Source organism: Klebsiella sp. 2019SCSN059 (assembly GCF_021739525.1).
GTDB lineage: Bacteria > Pseudomonadota > Gammaproteobacteria > Enterobacterales > Enterobacteriaceae > Klebsiella > Klebsiella quasipneumoniae.
The window spans coordinates 82719-99861 of record NZ_JAKKOM010000010.1; the positions used below are offsets into that span (position 1 = coordinate 82719).

The window sequence follows — 17143 nt, forward strand, 5'->3', positions numbered from 1 at the left end:
CTGTAATCAAGCACAAAGGGCGGCTACGGCCGCCCTTGTTTAAGCTGTTAGCTAATTTTTGCCTTGAAGGAAACCGGAGGAATAATGACCAAGTCAGAATTGATTGAAAGACTTGCCAGCCAGCAATCTCACATTCCGGCGAAAGCGGTGGAAGATGCTGTTAAAGAAATGCTGGAACATATGGCCTCAACGCTTGCTCAAGGTGAGCGCATTGAAATCCGCGGTTTCGGCAGCTTCTCTCTGCACTATCGAGCACCTCGCACCGGACGTAACCCGAAAACTGGTGATAAAGTCGAACTGGAAGGTAAGTACGTTCCGCACTTTAAGCCCGGGAAAGAATTACGTGACCGCGCCAATATTTATGAAGGGTGAGTTGCACGACGTGCAACCTGCCTGACGATAAAAGCACCTTTGGGTGCTTTTTTTGTACCTGCCATTTGCGTCCCGCCTCGCAAAACAAAAGTGCCTGACTGCAAGCGTGACGAATGTCTGGAACGCTGCACGCGCGCCTGAATACTTCCCCAGGACGCCAGCCTCGCTTTGCGTAACACTGCCCGCTCACAGGGAGGTGTTTATGCGTCTACCATGGCTTGCCGGATGCGCCATCATCGCAATACTGCCGCTACTCTGGCTACCCGCGTTGCCGGGGCCGGGCACTCTGGCGGTCGCCGGCGTACTGGCGATGTTGCTGACCCGTCTGCGCGGGACGGTCGTCGCCGTTGTGGCGATGACGCTTCTGCTGATGGTCTGGGGAGTTTTAAGCGCGTATCAGGCGCTGTGGCCAACGCAGCACCTCACCGGCGCCGTCCGTCAGGCGGAAGTGATCCTTCACGAGACGGATGGTCAGACCCTGCACCGCGGGCAGATTGTGCGCCTGGCGGGTCGCTTCCTGTTCCCTCCGGTTGGCGTGACTTTATACGGGGAACTTGCACCTGCGCCCGTCTGCGAGGGGCAGCGCTGGATGATGACGCTGCGCCTGCGGCCGGTGCATGGGCAGCTCAATGACGGGGGCTTCGACAGCCAGCGCTATGCGCTGGCTCAGCATCGGCCGCTGAGCGGGGGGATCGTCGCCGCTTCCGCGCGGGATACCCGCTGCAGTCTGCGCGCCCGCTACCTGGCGTCGCTGACCCGGCGATTGCAGACTTATCCCTGGCATCCGGTGATGCTGGGGCTGGGAATGGGGGAGCGGCTGGCGCTGCCGGCGGAGATAAAGGTCCTGTTGCAGAACACAGGCACCTCCCATCTGATGGCTATCTCCGGCTTGCATATTGCCCTCGCGGCTTCCCTGATCGTGCTCCTGCTGCGCGGATTACAGTCACTTTTACCGGGGCGCTGGATCGGCTGGCGGCTACCGCTGCTGGCCGGGCTGGCGGGCGCCGTCGGCTATGCATGGCTGACCGGTATGCAGCCGCCGGCCCTGCGCACTTGCGTAGGGCTTGCGGTCTGCTGTGCTTTACGTTTGTCGGGTCAACGCTGGACGGCGTGGCAGGTGTGGCTCTGCTGTCTGGGGGCGATACTGGTTGCCGATCCGTTAGCGGTGTTGTCGCAAAGCCTGTGGCTATCCGCCTTCGCCGTGGCGGGGCTGATCTTCTGGTACCAGTGGTTACCGCTGCCTGACAGCCGCTGGCGCTGGCCGTGGAAAGCCCTGTTCGCCCTCGCGCATTTGCAGGCTGGCGTGACGCTGCTGCTGATGCCGCTGCAACTGCTGCTCTTCCATGGCATAAGCCTGACGTCGATGGCCGCCAATTTGCTGGCGGTACCGTTAGTGACCCTGCTGGCGGTGCCGCTCATTCTCGCCGGAATGCTGCTGCATCTCACTGGACCGGAGATGGTAGCGTCGCTGATCTGGCTGGCAGCCGATCGCGTGCTGGCGGTATTGTTCTGGGGGTTACGACGTTTACCGGACGGCTGGCTGACGTTGGATGCCCGCTGGCTCTGGATCAGTAGCCTGCCGTGGCTGCTGGTGATGGGCTGGCGTTTTCAGAGCTGGCGACATTCGCCGGCGCTGTGTCTGAGCGTGCTGTTTTTGCTGACGCGGCCATTCAGCCGGCAACCGCCCGCGGACCAATGGCAGGTGACGATGCTGGATGTCGGGCAGGGGCTGGCGATGGTGATCGAGCGTTACGGCAAGGCGTTATTGTACGATACCGGGCCGGCATGGCCGCAGGGCGACAGCGGTCGACAGGTGATTATCCCGTGGCTGCGCTGGCACCATCTGCAGCTGCAGGGGATTATGCTGAGCCACGAGCATCTTGACCATCGCGGCGGCCTCGAATCGGTGCTGCAGGCATGGCCGCAGGCGTGGGTGCGCAGCCCGCCAGGCTGGTCGGGTCATCTGCCGTGCCATCGCGGCGAGCGCTGGCAGTGGCAGGGACTCACTTTCAAGGCGCTGTGGCCGCTGCCGGGCAGCACGGCAAAGGGAAACAATCACTCCTGCGTGGTGCGGATCGATGACGGTCGCTCCAGCATCCTGCTGACCGGCGATATAGAACGTCAGGCGGAGCAGGCGATGATCAGCCGCTACTGGCAGCATCTGGCGTCTACACTTATTCAGGTTCCCCATCACGGCAGCAACACCTCCTCCAGCGAACTGCTGATCCGGCGGGTGGATGGCGCGGCCGCGCTGGTTTCCGCTTCGCGCTACAATGCGTGGCGGATGCCCTCGCACAAGGTCGTTCAGCGTTATCGCCAGCGGGGGTATCGCTGGTTCGCCACGCCGCAGCAGGGGCAGATAACGGTGGTTTTTTCTGCAGAAGGGTGGCAAATCCATAGCTTACGGGATCAAGTTTTACCACGTTGGTATCATCAGTGGTTTGGCGCGCCCGCCGATAACGGGTAGAATATGCGGCTATTTCAACACAAGCTGGTTTATTGAATGCAGAACGATAAAGATCTCTCCACGTGGCAGACCTTCCGCCGACTTTGGCCGATTATTGCACCGTTTAAAGCCGGGCTAATCGTAGCGGCGGTGGCGTTAGTGCTTAACGCGGGCAGTGACACCTTCATGTTATCGCTTCTTAAACCGTTATTGGATGATGGTTTTGGTAAAACGGATCGCTCAGTGCTGCTATGGATGCCGCTGGTGGTTATCGGGCTGATGGTGCTGCGTGGGATCACCAGCTACATCTCGAGCTATTGTATCTCCTGGGTTTCCGGCAAAGTGGTGATGACCATGCGTCGTCGCCTGTTCGGCCACATGATGGGTATGCCGGTGGCATTCTTTGACAAGCAGTCTACCGGGACGCTGCTGTCACGTATCACCTATGATTCCGAGCAGGTCGCTTCCTCTTCTTCCAGCGCGCTGATCACCGTGGTCCGCGAAGGGGCATCGATTATCGGCCTGTTCGTGATGATGTTCTATTACAGCTGGCAGCTGTCGCTGATCCTGATCGTACTGGCGCCTATCGTGTCGGTAGCAATCCGCGTGGTCTCCAAGCGTTTTCGCAATATCAGTAAGAATATGCAGAACACGATGGGGCAGGTCACCACCAGCGCCGAGCAGATGCTGAAAGGGCACAAAGAGGTGCTGATGTTTGGCGGCCAGGAAGTGGAAACCAAACGTTTTGATAAGGTCAGCAATAAAATGCGCCTGCAGGGGATGAAGATGGTTTCCGCCTCGTCAATCTCCGACCCGATCATTCAGCTTATCGCCTCTCTGGCGCTGGCCTTTGTCCTGTACGCCGCCAGCTTCCCGAGCGTGATGGATACCCTGACCGCCGGGACCATTACCGTGGTCTTCTCCTCCATGATTGCGCTGATGCGTCCGCTGAAGTCGCTGACCAACGTCAATGCCCAGTTCCAGCGCGGGATGGCGGCATGCCAGACGCTGTTTGCGATCCTCGATTCCGAGCAGGAAAAAGACGAAGGTACGCGCGTCATTGAGCGGGCGAAAGGCAATCTCAAGTTCGAGAACGTCACCTTTACCTATCCGGGTCGCGAAGTGGCCGCGCTGCGCAATATCAATCTCGATATCCCGGAAGGGAAAACCGTGGCGCTGGTGGGACGCTCCGGGTCGGGTAAATCGACCATCGCCAGCCTGATCACACGCTTCTACGATGTCGACGACGGGCAGATCCTGCTGGATGGCCACGACCTGCGCGAGTACAAGCTGAGCTCGCTGCGCGACCAGGTCGCGCTGGTTTCACAGAACGTGCACCTGTTCAATGATACCGTTGCTAATAACATCGCCTATGCCCGTACCGAAGAGTACAGCCGCGAGCAAATTGAAGAGGCTGCGCGGATGGCCTACGCCATGGACTTCATCAACAAGATGGACAATGGCCTGGATACCATCATCGGCGAAAATGGCGTGATGCTGTCCGGCGGCCAGCGCCAGCGTATTGCTATCGCCCGTGCGCTACTGCGTAACAGCCCGATCCTGATCCTCGATGAAGCCACCTCGGCGCTGGATACCGAGTCCGAGCGTGCGATTCAGGCGGCGCTGGATGAGCTGCAGAAAAACCGCACCTCGCTGGTTATCGCCCACCGTCTGTCAACCATTGAGCAGGCTGATGAGATCGTGGTGGTTGAAGACGGGCGGATTGTGGAGCGCGGAACGCACCACGACCTGCTGGAGCATAAAGGCGTATACGCCCAGCTGCATAAGATGCAATTCGGCGAATGATCGCGCGCATCTGGTCCGGTGAATCGCCGCTGTGGCGCCTGCTGCTGCCGCTCTCCTGGCTGTATGGCCTGGTGAGTGTGGTGATTCGCCTCAGTTATCAGCTGGGGTGGAAAAAAGCCTGGCGCGCGCCTGTGCCGGTGGTGGTGGTCGGTAATCTGACCGCCGGCGGCAATGGTAAAACGCCGGTGGTGATCTGGCTGGTGGAGCAGCTGCAACAGCGCGGCATTCGCGTTGGGGTGGTCTCCCGCGGCTACGGCGGTAAAGCCGAACGCTACCCGCTGGTGTTAACTGACCGGACCAGTACGGCGCAGGCAGGCGATGAACCGGTGCTCATCCATCAGCGCACCGGCGCGCCGGTGGCTGTCTCTCCACTGCGCAGCGACGCGGTGAAATCGCTGCTCAGCGCGCACGATCTGCAGATTATCGTGACCGACGATGGTTTGCAGCACTATAAGCTGGCGCGGGACCGGGAAATTGTCGTCATCGACGGCGTGCGCCGCTTTGGCAACGGCTGGTGGCTGCCTGCCGGGCCAATGCGCGAGCGGGCGTCGCGCTTGCAAAGCGTTGATGCGATTATCGTCAACGGCGGCGTGGCGCGTCCGGGAGAGATCCCGATGCAGCTGCGTCCCGGGATGGCGGTCAACCTGCTCACCGGCGAACGTCGCGATGTCTCTACCTTCACTAACGTGGTGGCAATGGCCGGCATCGGCCATCCGCCGCGCTTTTTCGCCACCCTCGAAAGCTGCGGCGTCCAACCGGTCAAAACCGTGGCTCTGGCGGACCATCAGGCGCTGAGCCAGGCCGATGTCGCCGCCCTGGTAACCGCCGGGCAGACGCTGCTGATGACCGAAAAAGACGCCGTGAAATGTCGCGATTTCGCCGCTGCGAACTGGTGGTATTTACCGGTCGACGCCATAATGGCCGATGAACGCGCACAGCGGTTGCTTGCGGACTTAGCGACGTTGGCGCAACGTTAACCGACGCGCCGGCTTTGCTCGCCGCTGTGCTGGAAATCCTGACGGAGAACCTGCATGTCGGTATTGCAACTATCGCTTAATGAGGCGCGCCACCTCCATCTAGCGGCGCAGGGGTTATTAAAAAAGCCCCGGCGTCGCGCTCGCCCAAATGACATCCTTTCTACCATCCAGCAGATGTCGCTGCTGCAAATCGATACCATCAACGTGGTGGCCCGCAGCCCCTACCTGGTGCTGTTCAGCCGTCTCGGCAGCTATCCGCAGCACTGGCTGGATGAGTCGCTGCGCAACGGCGAGCTGATGGAATACTGGGCGCATGAAGCCTGTTTTCTGCCGCGCAGCGATTTCGCCCTTGTGCGCCACCGGATGTTGAACCCCGACAAGATGGGCTGGAAATATCATCGCGCGTGGATGGAGGAGCATGCCGGCAGTATTGCAGAGCTGGTGGCGCATATCGGCCAAAACGGGCCGGTTCGCTCGGCGGATTTTGCCCACCCTCGCAAAGGCGCCAGCGGCTGGTGGGAGTGGAAACCGCATAAGCGCCACCTGGAAGGGCTGTTTACCGCCGGGGAAGTGATGGTGGTGGAGCGGCGCAACTTTCACCGCGTGTATGATTTAACCCGGCGGGTGATGCCGCACTGGGACGACGAGCGCGATGCGCTGTCCCGCGACGCCGCAGAGGCCATCATGCTGCGCAACAGCGCCCGCAGCCTCGGCATCTTTCGTCCCCAGTGGCTGGCGGATTACTATCGTTTACGTCAGCCGGCGCTACCGGGTCTGCTGGCGGCCTGGCAGGAAGAGGGTCTGGTGACCCAGGCCAACGTGGAAGCGCTTGGCGAGATGTGGCTACATCGCGATGCGCTGGCGCAGCTGGAGTCCGCGCCCGGCGGTAAACTTACCGCCAGCCATAGCGCCGTGCTCTCGCCCTTCGACCCGGTGGTCTGGGATCGGAAACGCGCTGAGCAGCTGTTCAACTTCAGCTATCGCCTGGAGTGCTATACCCCTGCGCCGAAGCGTCAGTATGGCTACTTCGTACTGCCTTTGCTGCACCGGGGAAAACTGGTCGGGCGGATGGACAGTAAAATACATCGCAAAAGCCGGGAACTGGAGATCTTCGCCCTGTGGCTGGAAGATGGGGTGAAGATCTCCCGTGGTCTGGAGCAGGGGCTGCGCCGGGCGATCAACGATTTCGCACGCTGGCAATCGGCAGAGCGGATCCTGTGCCGGCGCCTGCCGGAAGGGCTGTTTGTCGGCCAGACGCAGGGGTGGGAAATCGATGCCGATTGATCCCGGCGCCGACCTTCCTGTGTTATGCTGCTGAGAAATCTATCCGGTCCATCAGGAGGAAACATGGATCACCGTTTACTTGAAATCATCGCCTGCCCGGTCTGTAACGGTAAGCTGTATTACAGTCAGGATAAGCAAGAACTTATTTGCAAACTTGATAGTCTGGCGTTTCCGCTCCGCGACGGCATCCCTGTGCTGCTGGAGACAGAAGCGCGTCCGCTGGCGGTAGAAGAGAGTCACTCATGAGTTTCGTGGTCATTATTCCTGCGCGTTTCGCCTCCACGCGCCTGCCGGGAAAACCACTGCAGGACATTAACGGCAAGCCGATGATTGTCCATGTGCTGGAGCGCGCCCGCGAATCCGGCGCGGAACGCATTATTGTCGCCACCGATCACGAAGATGTCGCCCGGGCGGTTGAAGCCGCCGGCGGCGAGGTCTGCATGACCCGCGCCGACCATCAGTCCGGCACCGAACGGCTGGCGGAGGTGGTGGAGAAGTGCGCGTTCAGCGATGACACCATCATCGTCAATATCCAGGGCGATGAGCCGATGATCCCCCCGGCTATCGTCCGCCAGGTGGCGGAGAATCTGGCTGCCAGCACCAGCGGAATGGCGACGCTGGCGGTACCGATCCACGATGCGGAAGAGGCGTTTAATCCAAATGCGGTCAAAGTAGTGATGGATGCGCAGGGCTATGCGCTCTATTTCTCCCGCGCCACCATTCCCTGGGATCGCGATCGCTTTGCCCACTCCCGCGACGCCATTGGTGATTCTCTGCTGCGCCACATCGGCATCTATGGCTATCGCGCCGGCTTTATTCGCCGCTACGTCAGCTGGGCGCCAAGCCCGCTGGAGCAGATTGAAATGCTCGAGCAGCTGCGGGTGCTGTGGTATGGCGAGAAGATCCACGTCGCCGTGGCGGCCGAAGTGCCCGGCACCGGCGTCGATACCCCTGAAGATCTGGCGCGCGTCCGCGCTGAACTGCGCTAGTCCTCTGTCCCCTCCTTGCAGGAGGGGATATCCCCACCAGTTTTATGCTTTTTTTGCCCATTTTTGATCTTATCCGATGACAACCCAGGTGCGGGCGCTCATTATGAAATCAGTAGTGTTCATAGGGGTAATCGACAATGGAACAGTTGCGAACCGAACTCAGTCACCTGCTTGGCGAAAAGCTGAGCCGGGTGGAGTGTGTCAGTGAAAAAGCCGCTACGGCGCTGTGGTCCCTGTATGACGCGCAGGGAAATCCGATGCCGCTGCTGGCGCGAAGTTTCACCACGCCCGGGGTGGCGCGGCAGCTGGCCTGGAAGATCTCCACTCTGGCGCGCAGCGGTACGGTGCGCATGCCGGTGGTCTACGGCGTGATGACGCACGAAGAGCATCCCGGGCCGGACGTGCTGCTGCTTGAGCGCCTGCGCGGCGTCCCGGTGGAGGCGCCCACCCGCACCCCGGCGCGCTGGGAGCAGCTGCAGGAACAGATCGTCGAGGCGCTGCTGGCCTGGCATCGTCAGGACAGCGGCGGCTGCGTGGGGATGGTCGATAATACCCAGGACAATCTGTGGCCGAACTGGTACCGGCAGCGGGTGGCGATGTTGTGGAGCACCCTGAACCTGTATCAGGACACCGGCCTGACCATGCAGGATAAGCGGGTTTTGTTCCGCTCTCGCGAGTGTCTGCCGGAGCTGTTCCGCGACTTCAATGATAATGCCGTGCTGGTGCACGGCAATTTCACCCTGCGCAGCATGCTGAAAGATCCGCGCAGCGACCAGCTGCTGGCGATGGTCGGCCCGGGGATGATGCTGTGGGCGCCGCGGGAGTACGAACTGTTCCGTCTCGCGGAGGGGGGCCAGGCCGAGCAGCTGCTATGGCGCTACCTGCAGCAGGCGCCGGTTTCCGAGGCCTTTGTCTGGCGGCGCTGGCTGTATCTGCTGTGGGATGAGGTGGATAGTCTGGTCAATACCGGGCGCTTTGACCGCGCCCGTTTCGACCTCGCCGCAAAATCACTCCTGCCCTGGCTCGCCTGAGCTGCCTTTCAGCCATTGCCAAACGCGACCGAGCGTTTCATAGCCGACCCGGTCGCTGTGCATCAGCCACACCGGAGAAGGAATGACCCGCTCCCACGGATTGAGCGGTGACGTGATCGCCATCTGATTAGCCGGTGCGGGCAGCGGGTCCAGACCGGCATGGCGAAAGAAGATCATCGCCCGCGGAAGGTGTGACGCCGAGGTGACCAGCAGGAAGGGGGCGTCGCCGATGGCGCCCTTCACCGCCAGCGCTTCCTCTTCCGTATCTTTCGGCTTATCGAGCACGATGATATCGCTGCGCGGTACGCCGAGGCTCTCCGCCACTCTCGCCCCGGCCTCCGCCGTGCTGACGGGGTTGGTTTTTGCCGCCGCGCCGGTAAAGATCATTTTCGATCCCGGATTCTCCTGCCACAGGCGAATGCCCTCCGTCAGGCGCGGCAGGCTGTTGCTGATAAGGTTAGAGCTTGGCGCCCACTCCGGGTTCCAGGTATAGCCGCCGCCCAGCACCACCACGTAGCTCACCGGCTGCTCGCCGCGCCAGGTGGGATAGCGATCTTCTATCGGTTTAAGCAGGCTGTCTGCCACGGGCTGCAGGCTCAGCAGCGCCAGCAGCAGCCAGCCGAGGCTCACGCACAGCTTCCCGGTACGTTGAAAGCGGCTGAACCATAACAGGGCGATCCCGATACCGATCAGCAACAGCAGGGCAGGAAGCGGCAGCAGCAGACCGCCGACGATCTTTTTTAGCGTGAAAAGCATGCCAGATGGTTCCTTTTTTAACCATATAACCAAAGTTATGTTCGGATCTTATAACAGATCGCTTCATTCTCGGCGCGGGTATGACAAAATAGCGGTTTTGTGTTGGCTTGTGGAGTCGCCCGTGCAGGATCGCAATTTCGATGACATTGCTGAAAAGTTTTCGCGCAATATTTACGGCACCACAAAAGGCCAGCTGCGCCAGGCGATCCTCTGGCAGGATCTGGAGCCGCTGCTGGCGCAGCTGGGGCCGGGACCGCTGAGGGTACTGGATGCCGGCGGCGGCGAAGGGCAAACGGCCATTAAAGTGGCGCAACTGGGCCATCACGTGACGCTGTGCGATCTCTCTGCTGAAATGGTGGCCCGCGCCCGCCAGGCTGCTGTCGATAAAGGTGTGATCGACAACATGCATTTTGTACAATGCGCGGCTCAGGATATTGCGCAGCACTTGGAAAGCCCGGTCGATCTGGTACTGTTTCATGCGGTGCTGGAGTGGGTGGCGGAGCCCCAGGCGGTGCTGCGTACCCTGTGGTCGACGCTGCGTCCTTGCGGCGGCTTGTCGTTGATGTTCTACAATGCTAACGGCCTGCTGATGCACAATATGGTTGCCGGTAATTTCGATTACGTACAACTGGGCATGCCAAAAAAGAAAAAACGCACGCTGTCGCCGGATTATCCGCGTGAGCCGCAGCAGGTTTATCAGTGGCTGGAAGAGATTGGCTGGCAAATTGTCAGCAAAACCGGCGTGCGGGTGTTTCATGATTATCTGCGTGAAAAACGCCAACAGCATGACAGCTATGCGGCGCTGCTGGAGCTGGAGACGCGCTACTGTCGTCAGGAGCCGTACCTCAGCCTGGGCCGTTATATTCATGTCACCGCGCTTAAGAGCCAGGCTCATAGCCGCAGATGCAAGGATAAAGTATGAGTGAATTTTCCCAGACAGTCCCCGAACTGGTTGCCTGGGCCAGGAAAAACGATTTTTCTATCTCGCTGCCGGTCGACAGGCTCTCTTTCCTGCTGGCGATCGCCACCCTGAATGGCGAACGGCTGGAAGGAGAAATGAGCGAGGGAGAACTGGTGGATGCGTTCCGCCACGTGAGTGATGCGTTTGAGCAGACCAGCGAAACCATCAGCCAGCGCGCCAATAACGCCATCAACGATTTGGTGCGCCAGCGTCTGCTGAACCGCTTTACCAGCGAAATTACCGAAGGCAATGCAATCTATCGTCTGACGCCGTTGGGGATCGGGATCACCGATTATTATATCCGGCAGCGCGAATTTTCGACGCTGCGTCTCTCGATGCAGTTGTCGATCGTCGCCGGCGAGCTGAAGCGCGCGGCGGACGCGGCAGAAGAGGGCGGCGATGAGTTTCACTGGCATCGCAACGTTTTTGCCCCGCTGAAGTATTCGGTGGCGGAAATTTTCGACAGCATCGACCTGACGCAGCGCATCATGGATGAGCAGCAGCAGCTGGTGAAGGACGATATCGCGCAGCTGTTGAATAAAGACTGGCGCGCGGCGATTTCCAGCTGTGAACTGTTGCTGTCGGAAACTTCCGGCACCCTGCGTGAACTGCAGGATACGCTGGATGCGGCGGGGGATAAGCTGCAGGCGAATCTGCTGCGCATTCAGGATTCGACCATGGCGCGCGACGATCTCCATTTTGTCGACCGGCTGGTGTTCGATCTGCAAAGCAAGCTCGACCGCATCGTCAGCTGGGGCCAGCAGGCGATTGACCTGTGGATCGGCTATGACCGCCACGTGCACAAGTTTATCCGTACCGCTATCGATATGGATAAGAACCGCGTCTTCGCTCAGCGTCTGCGCCAGTCGGTACAGACCTATTTTGATGAGCCGTGGGCGCTGACTTACGCCAATGCCGACCGTCTGCTGGATATGCGCGACGAGGAGATGGCCCTGCGCGATGAAGAGGTCACCGGCGAGCTGCCTGCGGACCTTGAATTTGAAGAGTTTAATGAAATTCGCGAGCAGCTGGCGGCGCTGATCGAAGCGCAGCTGGCGGTCTATAAAGAGAAAGGAATACCGCTGGATCTCGGCCTGGTGGCGCGGGAGTTCCTGGCGCAATATCCGCGCGGGCGTCACTTTGACGTGGCGCGGATCGTCGTGGATCAGGCGGTACAGCTGGGCGTCGCCCAGGCAGATTTCACCGGACTGCCAGCCAAATGGCAGCCGATTAATGATTACGGAGCCAAGGTACAGGCGCATGTCATTGACAAATATTGAACAAGTGATGCCGGTTAAGCTGGCGCAGGCGTTGGCCAATCCGTTATTTCCGGCGCTGGACAGCGCCCTGCGCGCGGGCCGACATATCGGCCTCGACGAGCTGGATAATCACGCATTTTTGATGGATTTCCAGGATTATCTGGAAGAGTTTTATGCTCGCTATAACGTCGAGCTGATCCGCGCGCCGGAGGGCTTCTTCTACCTGCGCCCGCGTTCCACAACCCTGATTTCACGCTCGGTGCTGTCCGAACTGGATATGATGGTGGGCAAAATTCTTTGCTATCTCTATCTCAGCCCGGAGCGCCTGGCAAATGAAGGGATTTTCACCCAACAGGAGCTGTATGACGAGCTGCTGACCCTGGCGGATGAATCCAGGCTGCTGAAGCTGGTCAACAACCGTTCCACCGGTTCGGATCTGGACCGCCAGAAGCTGCAGGAAAAAATGCGCGCGTCGCTTAACCGCCTGCGCCGTCTGGGGATGGTGTGGTTTATGGGCCATGACAGCAGCAAGTTCCGTATTACCGAATCGGTATTCCGCTTTGGCGCCGATGTGCGCGCCGGCGACGACCCGCGAGAGGCGCAGCGCCGCCTGATCCGCGACGGGGAAGCGATGGCCCTGGAAAATCACCTGCAGCTCAATGATGAGAATGAAGAGAACCAGCCGGATAGCGGGGAGGAAGAGTAATGATTGAACGCGGTAAGTTTCGCTCGCTGACGCTGGTTAACTGGAACGGTTTCTTTGCCCGGACCTTTGATCTTGATGAACTGGTCACCACCCTCTCCGGGGGGAACGGCGCCGGTAAGTCGACGACCATGGCGGCCTTCGTCACGGCGCTGATCCCCGATTTAACCCTGCTGCACTTCCGTAACACCACCGAAGCGGGGGCCACCAGCGGCTCACGCGATAAAGGCCTGCACGGGAAGCTACGCGCCGGGGTCTGTTACTCCGTGCTCGACGTTATCAACTCGCGCCATCAGCGCGTGGTGGTCGGCGTGCGTCTGCAGCAGGTTGCCGGGCGCGATCGCAAAGTCGATATCAAGCCTTTCGCCATTCAGGGGCTGCCCACCGCTATCCTGCCGACCCAGCTGTTAACCGAAACGCTGAACGATCGCCAGGCGCGCGTGGTCAGTCTCAATGAGCTGAAAGACAAGCTCGAGGCGATGGAAGGGGTCCAGTTTAAGCAGTTCAACTCGATCACCGAGTATCACTCGCTGATGTTCGACCTGGGCGTGGTGGCGCGTCGTCTGCGTTCGGCCTCCGATCGAAGTAAATACTATCGCCTGATCGAGGCCTCGCTGTACGGCGGGATCTCCAGCACCATTACCCGCTCGCTGCGCGACTACCTGTTGCCGGAAAACAGCGGCGTGCGTAAGGCATTCCAGGATATGGAAGCGGCGCTGCGGGAAAACCGCATGACCCTCGAGGCGATCCGCGTCACCCAGTCCGATCGCGATCTGTTCAAACACCTGATCAGCGAAGCCACCAACTACGTGGCGGCGGACTATATGCGTCACGCCAACGAGCGGCGCATTCATCTTGATAAGGCGCTGGAGTATCGTCGCGATCTCTTTACCTCCCGTTCGCAGCTGGCGGCAGAGCAGTATAAGCACGTCGACATGGCGCGCGAGCTGCAGGAGCATAACGGCGCAGAAGGCGATCTGGAAGCGGATTACCAGGCCGCCAGCGACCACCTGAACCTGGTGCAGACCGCACTGCGTCAGCAGGAAAAAATCGAGCGCTACGAAGCGGATCTCGACGAGCTGCAGATCCGTCTGGAAGAGCAGAACGAAGTGGTGGCGGAAGCCATTGATCGCCAGGAAGAGAACGAAGCCCGCGCCGAGGCCGCCGAGCTGGAAGTGGATGAGCTGAAAAACCAGCTCGCCGACTATCAGCAGGCGCTCGACGTGCAGCAGACCCGCGCCATTCAGTATAACCAGGCGCTGCAGGCGCTGGAGCGCGCGAAGGCGCTGTGCCATCTGCCGGATCTGACGCCGGAGAGCGCCGACGAGTGGCTGGAAACCTTCCAGGCGAAAGAGCAGGAAGCGACGGAGAAAATGCTGTCGCTGGAACAGAAAATGAGCGTGGCGCAAACCGCGCACAGCCAGTTTGAACAGGCCTACCAGCTGGTGGCGGCGATTAACGGCCCGCTGGCGCGCAATGAAGCCTGGGACGTGGCGCGCGAATTGCTGCGCGACGGCGTGAACCAGCGTCACCAGGCCGAGCAGGCGCAGGGGCTGCGTAGCCGCCTCAACGAGCTGGAGCAGCGCCTGCGCGAGCAGCAGGACGCCGAGCGCCAGCTGGCTGAGTTCTGCAAACGCCAGGGCAAACGCTACGATATCGACGATCTGGAAACGCTGCATCAGGAGCTGGAAGCGCGCATCGCTTCGCTGGCCGACAGCGTTTCTAACGCGCAGGAACAGCGCATGACCCTGCGCCAGGAGCTGGAGCAGCTGCAGTCGCGCACTCAGACGCTGATGCGCCGGGCGCCGGTCTGGCTGGCGGCGCAGAACAGCCTTAACCAGCTGTGCGAGCAGAGCGGCGAGCAGTTTGAGTCCGGCCAGGAGGTTACCGAATACCTGCAGCAGCTGCTGGAGCGCGAGCGCGAAGCTATCGTTGAACGTGACGAGGTCGGCGCCCGCAAGCGCGCCATCGACGAAGAAATTGAGCGTCTCAGCCAGCCGGGCGGTTCGGAAGATCCGCGCCTCAACGCGCTGGCGGAACGGTTCGGCGGCGTTCTGCTGTCCGAGATCTACGATGATGTCAGCCTTGACGATGCGCCGTACTTCTCCGCGCTGTACGGTCCGTCGCGCCATGCCATCGTGGTGCCGGATCTGTCGCAGGTTGCCGAGCAGCTTGAAGGACTGGAAGATTGTCCGGAAGATCTCTATCTGGTCGAAGGCGATCCGCAGTCCTTTGACGATAGCGTATTCAGCGTGGATGAGCTGGAAAAAGCGGTGGTGGTGAAGATCGCCGACCGCCAGTGGCGTTATTCGCGCTTCCCGTCGCTGCCGCTGTTTGGCCGCGCCGCGCGTGAAAACCGCATTGAAACCCTGCATGCCGAGCGTGAATCGCTGTCCGAGCGTTTTGCGACCCTGTCGTTTGACGTGCAGAAAACTCAGCGTCTGCATCAGGCCTTTAGCCGCTTCATTGGCAGCCATCTGGCAGTGGCCTTTGAGGACGATCCGGAAGAAGAGATCCGCAAACTCAACAGCCGCCGCGGCGAGCTGGAGCGCGCGCTGAGCGCCCATGAAAGCGATAACCAACAGAACCGCGTGCAGTATGAGCAGGCGAAAGAGGGCGTGTCGGCGCTCAACCGCCTGCTGCCGCGCCTGAATCTGCTGGCGGATGATACGCTGGCCGACCGCGTGGACGAGATCCAGGAACGTCTGGACGAAGCGCAGGAGGCCGCGCGCTTTATTCAGCAGCACGGCAACCAGCTGGCGAAGCTGGAGCCGATTGTTTCGGTGCTGCAGAGCGATCCGGAGCAGTTTGAGCAGTTGAAAGAAGATTACGCCTATGCGCAGCAGACCCAGCGCGATGCGCGCCAGCAGGCTTTTGCCCTGGCGGAAGTCGTCCAGCGCCGGGCCCACTTCAGCTACTCCGATTCGGCGGAAATGCTCAGCGGCAACAGCGATCTCAACGAGAAACTGCGCCAGCGCCTGGAGCAGGCGGAAACCGAACGCAGCCGCGCGCGCGATGCTATGCGTGCCCATGCGGCGCAGCTTAGCCAGTACAATCAGGTGCTGGCCTCGCTGAAGAGCTCGTATGACACCAAGAAAGAGCTGCTCAACGATCTGTATAAAGAGCTGCAGGACATTGGCGTGCGCGCCGATGCCGGCGCGGAAGAGCGTGCCCGTGCGCGTCGCGATGAGCTGCACATGCAGCTGAGCAATAACCGCTCCCGTCGCAATCAGCTGGAGAAAGCGTTGACCTTCTGCGAAGCGGAAATGGACAACCTGACCCGCAAACTGCGCAAGCTGGAGCGCGATTACTGCGAAATGCGCGAGCAGGTGGTGACCGCCAAGGCGGGCTGGTGCGCGGTGATGCGCCTGGTGAAAGACAACGGCGTCGAGCGTCGTCTGCACCGCCGCGAGCTGGCCTATCTCTCCGCCGACGAGCTGCGCTCCATGTCGGATAAGGCGCTCGGTGCGCTGCGTCTGGCGGTCGCCGATAACGAACATCTGCGTGACGTGCTGCGTATCTCGGAAGATCCGAAGCGCCCGGAGCGCAAAATTCAGTTCTTCGTTGCCGTCTACCAGCATCTGCGCGAACGTATCCGCCAGGATATTATCCGCACCGATGATCCGGTGGAAGCGATCGAGCAGATGGAGATTGAGCTCAGCCGCCTGACCGAAGAGCTGACAAACCGCGAACAGAAGTTGGCCATCAGCTCCCGCAGCGTGGCCAACATTATTCGCAAAACCATTCAGCGCGAGCAGAACCGTATCCGAATGCTCAACCAGGGATTGCAGAGCGTCTCCTTCGGCCAGGTCAACAGCGTGCGTCTGAACGTCAACGTGCGCGAGACCCACTCGACGCTGCTTGATGTGCTCTCCGAGCAGCATGAACAGCATCAGGATCTGTTCAATAGCAACCGCCTGACCTTCTCGGAAGCGCTGGCCAAGCTCTATCAGCGCCTGAATCCGCAGATCGACATGGGACAGCGCACGCCGCAAACCATCGGCGAAGAGCTGCTCGACTACCGCAATTATCTGGAGATGGAAGTGGAAGTTAACCGCGGCTCCGACGGCTGGCTGCGCGCGGAGTCCGGCGCGCTGTCCACCGGGGAAGCGATCGGTACCGGGATGTCGATTCTGGTGATGGTCGTCCAGAGCTGGGAAGATGAATCCCGCCGCCTGCGCGGCAAGGATATCTCGCCTTGCCGTCTGCTGTTCCTCGATGAAGCGGCGCGTCTTGACGCCCGCTCCATCGCCACGCTGTTCGAGCTGTGCGAACGTCTGGAGATGCAGCTGATTATCGCGGCGCCGGAGAACATCAGTCCGGAGAAAGGCACCACCTATAAACTGGTGCGTAAGGTGTTCAATAATCACGAACACGTCCACGTGGTGGGGCTGCGCGGGTTTGCTGCGCCGCTGCCGGAAGCGCTGCCGGGAACAGCCGACGCCTCCTGAGGCTGCGGCTACATTCTGGCGGCTAAGCGGTGAAGAGGGCAACGTTACGTTGCCCTTTTTTTCTATCCAGCCCGGTATGCGAGGGTGGTATAATCTTTAAACTTCTTT

At 60.4% G+C, this 17143-nt stretch carries 13 protein-coding genes; 12 read left to right on the top strand and 1 reads right to left on the bottom strand.

Annotation, left to right across the window (positions count from 1 at the left end; genetic code table 11):
- Positions 1-84: 84 nt before the first annotated feature.
- The 8 genes from ihfB to L2I46_RS13205 all read left to right on the top strand — a co-directional run bounded on the left by ihfB (position 85) and on the right by L2I46_RS13205 (position 8905).
- Positions 85-372, top strand: coding sequence for an integration host factor subunit beta (gene ihfB / locus L2I46_RS13170; protein ID WP_002898165.1), 288 nt, complete (start codon positions 85-87; stop codon positions 370-372).
- 202 nt (positions 373-574) lie between these two features.
- Positions 575-2839: a ComEC family protein gene (locus L2I46_RS13175; RefSeq protein ID WP_236947924.1), complete on the top strand. Its 2265-nt coding sequence runs from the start codon at positions 575-577 to the stop codon at positions 2837-2839.
- Positions 2840-2875: 36 nt separating this feature from the next.
- Positions 2876-4624 carry a lipid A ABC transporter ATP-binding protein/permease MsbA gene (gene msbA / locus L2I46_RS13180; protein ID WP_004201387.1) on the top strand — a complete coding sequence of 583 codons (1749 nt, stop codon included), beginning with the start codon at positions 2876-2878 and terminating at the stop codon, positions 4622-4624.
- Positions 4621-5601, top strand: coding sequence for a tetraacyldisaccharide 4'-kinase (gene lpxK, locus L2I46_RS13185; RefSeq protein WP_236947925.1), 981 nt, complete (start codon positions 4621-4623; stop codon positions 5599-5601). The genes msbA and lpxK overlap by 4 nt, the downstream gene beginning before the upstream one ends.
- Positions 5602-5655: 54 nt before the next feature.
- A complete protein-coding gene (locus tag L2I46_RS13190) occupies positions 5656-6885 on the top strand; it encodes a winged helix-turn-helix domain-containing protein (protein WP_236947926.1) in 1230 nt (409 codons plus the stop codon).
- Positions 6886-6948: 63 nt separating this feature from the next.
- Positions 6949-7131 (top strand): protein YcaR, encoded by a 183-nt coding sequence (gene ycaR, locus L2I46_RS13195; RefSeq protein WP_004201390.1) that lies wholly within the window; start codon positions 6949-6951, stop codon positions 7129-7131.
- Positions 7128-7874 (top strand): 3-deoxy-manno-octulosonate cytidylyltransferase, encoded by a 747-nt coding sequence (gene kdsB / locus L2I46_RS13200; RefSeq protein WP_023289025.1) that lies wholly within the window; start codon positions 7128-7130, stop codon positions 7872-7874. Before ycaR ends, kdsB begins: the two co-directional genes overlap by 4 nt.
- A 137-nt stretch (positions 7875-8011) precedes the next feature.
- Positions 8012-8905 carry a YcbJ family phosphotransferase gene (locus L2I46_RS13205; protein ID WP_004201393.1) on the top strand — a complete coding sequence of 298 codons (894 nt, stop codon included), beginning with the start codon at positions 8012-8014 and terminating at the stop codon, positions 8903-8905.
- On the opposite strand, the gene elyC is transcribed toward L2I46_RS13205, so the two are convergent.
- Complete coding sequence (gene elyC / locus L2I46_RS13210; RefSeq protein WP_032455272.1) at positions 8882-9661, bottom strand: envelope biogenesis factor ElyC; 780 nt, start codon at positions 9659-9661, stop codon at positions 8882-8884. The two genes, L2I46_RS13205 and elyC, sit on opposite strands and share 24 nt — an antisense overlap.
- Positions 9662-9782: 121 nt before the next feature.
- Here elyC and cmoM point away from each other — a divergent pair, with 121 nt between their 5' ends.
- Genes cmoM through mukB form a run of 4 tightly spaced genes read left to right on the top strand, consistent with a single transcriptional unit; the run spans position 9783 to position 17035 of the window.
- A complete protein-coding gene (gene cmoM, locus L2I46_RS13215; protein WP_236947927.1) occupies positions 9783-10583 on the top strand; it encodes a tRNA uridine 5-oxyacetic acid(34) methyltransferase CmoM in 801 nt (266 codons plus the stop codon).
- Entirely contained in the window at positions 10580-11902 is a 1323-nt protein-coding gene (gene mukF, locus L2I46_RS13220) for a chromosome partition protein MukF (protein WP_002898189.1), read from the top strand. The genes cmoM and mukF overlap by 4 nt, the downstream gene beginning before the upstream one ends.
- Positions 11883-12587: a chromosome partition protein MukE gene (mukE, locus tag L2I46_RS13225; RefSeq protein WP_004150840.1), complete on the top strand. Its 705-nt coding sequence runs from the start codon at positions 11883-11885 to the stop codon at positions 12585-12587. Before mukF ends, mukE begins: the two co-directional genes overlap by 20 nt.
- Positions 12587-17035: a chromosome partition protein MukB gene (gene mukB / locus L2I46_RS13230; protein ID WP_121936218.1), complete on the top strand. Its 4449-nt coding sequence runs from the start codon at positions 12587-12589 to the stop codon at positions 17033-17035. The genes mukE and mukB overlap by 1 nt, the downstream gene beginning before the upstream one ends.
- Positions 17036-17143 lie beyond the last annotated feature (108 nt).

What these genes read in the sequence shown, in the direction of transcription:
- ihfB (WP_002898165.1), top strand. Translation starts at nt 85, where the DNA reads ATGACCAAGTCAGAATTGATTGAAAGACTTGCCAGCCAGCAATCTCAC.
- L2I46_RS13175 (WP_236947924.1), top strand. Translation starts at nt 575, where the DNA reads ATGCGTCTACCATGGCTTGCCGGATGCGCCATCATCGCAATACTGCCG.
- msbA (WP_004201387.1), top strand. Translation starts at nt 2,876, where the DNA reads ATGCAGAACGATAAAGATCTCTCCACGTGGCAGACCTTCCGCCGACTT.
- lpxK (WP_236947925.1), top strand. Translation starts at nt 4,621, where the DNA reads ATGATCGCGCGCATCTGGTCCGGTGAATCGCCGCTGTGGCGCCTGCTG.
- L2I46_RS13190 (WP_236947926.1), top strand. Translation starts at nt 5,656, where the DNA reads ATGTCGGTATTGCAACTATCGCTTAATGAGGCGCGCCACCTCCATCTA.
- ycaR (WP_004201390.1), top strand. Translation starts at nt 6,949, where the DNA reads ATGGATCACCGTTTACTTGAAATCATCGCCTGCCCGGTCTGTAACGGT.
- kdsB (WP_023289025.1), top strand. Translation starts at nt 7,128, where the DNA reads ATGAGTTTCGTGGTCATTATTCCTGCGCGTTTCGCCTCCACGCGCCTG.
- L2I46_RS13205 (WP_004201393.1), top strand. Translation starts at nt 8,012, where the DNA reads ATGGAACAGTTGCGAACCGAACTCAGTCACCTGCTTGGCGAAAAGCTG.
- elyC (WP_032455272.1), bottom strand. Translation starts at nt 9,661, where the DNA reads ATGCTTTTCACGCTAAAAAAGATCGTCGGCGGTCTGCTGCTGCCGCTT.
- mukF (WP_002898189.1), top strand. Translation starts at nt 10,580, where the DNA reads ATGAGTGAATTTTCCCAGACAGTCCCCGAACTGGTTGCCTGGGCCAGG.
- mukE (WP_004150840.1), top strand. Translation starts at nt 11,883, where the DNA reads ATGTCATTGACAAATATTGAACAAGTGATGCCGGTTAAGCTGGCGCAG.
- mukB (WP_121936218.1), top strand. Translation starts at nt 12,587, where the DNA reads ATGATTGAACGCGGTAAGTTTCGCTCGCTGACGCTGGTTAACTGGAAC.